This is a genomic window from Geodermatophilus sp. SYSU D00710, assembly GCF_054050195.1.
In genome coordinates this window covers 1-2,856 of sequence record NZ_JBJGYX010000117.1, presented here as the reverse complement: position 1 = coordinate 2,856, position 2,856 = coordinate 1, and the positions used below count along the sequence as shown (strand labels likewise).

The window sequence follows — 2,856 nt, the reverse complement described above, 5'->3', positions numbered from 1 at the left end:
CCGGGTTGCGGTGGGGGGGTGGGGGGGGGGGGGGGGGGCCCCGGGGGCGCGCGGGGGGGCGGGGGGGGGGTGGGGGCGGGGGGGCCCCCCGCCGCCGCGGCGGTCGCGTCGGCGGGGGTCTCCTCGGCGGCGGGGGCCGGAGCGGGCGCCGGGGCGGCCAGCTGGACGGGGACGACCCCGTCGTAGCCCGGGCCCACGACGAGCTGCACGGCGTCGCCCGCGGCGGCGCTCTCCTGCAGCACCGCGCCGGGGACGGCGGCGGCCACCGTGCGCGCCTGCTCCAGGGCGCCGGGGCCGTGGCGGACGACGGTCCCGTCGACGCCGCCGGTCTCGTTGCCGACCGCGCCGACGGTGAACCCCTGCTGGCGCAGCTGGTCGGCCACGGTGGAGGCCAGCCCGCGGGTGGCGGTTCCGTTGAGCACGTCGACGGTCACCGCGGCCGGCGCGACGGTCGGACCCTGCGGGACCGGGGCCGGCGACGGCTCGGCCGCGGGGGCGGGCTCGGGCGTCGGCTCGGGTGCCGCGGCGGTCTCGACGGCCACCCCCGGCGCGGCGAGCTCCTCGGGGACCCGGCTGTCCTCGATGACGCTGTCGAACAGCGACCGGACGCCGGTGCCGTCGAGCAGCACGTAGGACCGCTCGCTGCCCGCGGGGACGTGGCCGACCTGGGCGACCGGCAGCGCGGCGCGCTGGACGGCGTCGCCCTCGAGGTCGCCGAGCGCGGTCGCCAGGGTCCGCAGGTCGCCGAGCGTCGTCTGCTCGTCGACGGTGAGCGCGTCGGCGGCGCCGGTGAGGACCCGGGTCAGCTCGACGGTGTTCGCCAGCGTGCCGGCGGTCACCGCCGTGCGCAGCATCGCCGACAGCAGCCGCTGGGTGCGCTCGGCGGCGGCGGTGCCGGTGGCGTCGGCGGCGGCGTCACCGGGGGTCAGGTAGCGCGTCGCCAGGTCCCCGGTGAGGCGCGAGGTGCCGGCCGGGAGGGAGGCGGCGGAGGCGGCGTCGGCGGGGTCGCCGGTGGGCAGGCACACGTCCACCCCGCCGACTGCGTCGACCAGGCCGGGCAGCCGGGCGAGGTCGACGGCGAGGTAGTGGTCGACCCGCAGCCCCGACACCTGCTGGACGGCGCGGACCATGCACGCCGGTCCGCCGTCGAGCAGCGAGGCCGCGAACGCCTCGGACACCGGCTCGCGGACGGCGCCGTCGTCGGTGCGGCAGCCGGGGGTGTCGACCAGCGCGGTCGGCGGCACGCTGACCAGGACGGCGCGGTCCTCCTCGGCGGACACGTGGACGAGCAGCGTGGTGACCGAGGCCGGCCCGTCGGTGCCGGGGAGGCCGGTGCCCACGACGAGGTAGGTGGTCGACCCCTCCTGCAGCTGCGGGGCGATCACCTCCGGCCCCTCGGGGGCGAGCGCGGCGACGCGGGCGACGCTCCGGTCGACGTAGGTGTACAGGCCCAGGTGGTAGGTGAGGGCCAGGCCGAGCACCACGGCCAGGACCAGGCCCACCCGGACCAGCCGCCGGCGGAAGGGGCTGCGCGGGGGTCTCGCCGCCGGGGAGCGGCGGGTGCTGCCGGCACCGGACACCGGCGAGCCGTCCAGTCCCGGGATGGGCGGGACCGGCGCGGAGCGGTGGACGGCCCCGGCGGTCCCCGGCAGCGGCGGCACGGGACCGGAACGGTGGACGACACCCGGCGTCCCGGGCAGCGGCGGCACCGGGCCCGAGCGGTGGACCGCCCCCGGCGTCCCGGGCAGCGGCGGCACCGGGCCGGAACGGTGGACCGCTCCCGGCGTCCCGGGGTGCAGCGGTGGCACCGGCTGGGAGCGGCGCACGCCCTCGCGGACCGCGGGCGGCACCGGCCGGGACTGCTGGACACCGGCGGGGCCCGCGGGGACCGGCGGCAGGCCGCGGCGGGGGCTCGGGGTGTCGTCGCCGGCCGGCCGGCGGTCCCGCTCCGGCGCCGGCTGCCGGGTGGCAGGGGGGACCGGAGGACGGGGTCCGCGGTGCGGCGGGAGGGACTCACCGGGCTCGAGCGGGATCGGCACCTCGCCGGTGCGCCGGGCGGCCCGGCGGCCCGTGGCGTTGCCGGAGCGCGCGATCAGCTGCTCGACCGAGATCGGCCCGGACGCGTCGGGCACCCGGCCACCGGCCCGGTCGCCCCGCCCCCGCTCGTCGCCCACCGGTGTCGACATCCCATCGTCGTCGTCCGTGTCACGTCGTCCGCGCCGCGGCGTCCGATCGGTTGCACCCCGCACTCGCGGCAGCACTCCACGATACGGCTCGCGGTCCTCCAGGGCGGCCGACGCGCGGGAGGTCGGTGCCGACGATCGCGCCGGGACCTACCCGGGCGGGTGGTGGACCACTCGCCGGCCGGGCGACCTGCCGGGCGCGGCCGTAGCGTCCCCCTCGTGCGGCTGCCCTCGATACCCGGTCCCTCCGACGTGTTCTCCGCGGTCGAGAGCCTGCGCGAGGGCATCGGCGAGGCGCTGGTCCTGCTGCCCCGGGTGGCGGCCGCGGTGGGCCGGCTGGAGGGCCTCCTCGACCGCGTCGACCGGGTCGTCGGCCGGGTGGAGGACCTCGTCGAGCACGCCGGGGACACGATCGGGGCCGCCGACCGCGCCATCGAGGCCGTGGAGTCCACACGCCGGCGGGCCGACGACGAGATCGCCGCCGTCGACGGGACCCGCAGCCGGGCCGACGAGGCCATCACCGCCGTGGGGACCACCCAGAAGCGGGCCGACCAGGCCATCACCGCCGTCGAGTCGACCCAGCGGCGCGCCGACGACGCCATCGAGGCCGTGGGGACCACCCAGCAGCGCGCCGACCAGGCCATCACCGCCGTCGAGTCGACCCAGCGGCGCG

At 79.9% G+C, this 2,856-nt stretch carries 1 protein-coding gene and 1 pseudogene; one reads left to right on the top strand and one right to left on the bottom strand.

Features of this window, described 5'->3' with window-relative positions:
* On the bottom strand, positions 1 to 2,186 hold a 2,186-nt coding region (locus tag ACI78U_RS24830), incomplete at its 3' end, for an LCP family glycopolymer transferase (RefSeq protein ID WP_456878117.1).
* Positions 2,187 to 2,402: 216 nt separating this feature from the next.
* Here ACI78U_RS24830 and ACI78U_RS24825 point away from each other — a divergent pair.
* Positions 2,403 to 2,856: pseudogene (locus tag ACI78U_RS24825) on the top strand (hypothetical protein); the annotation flags it as partial.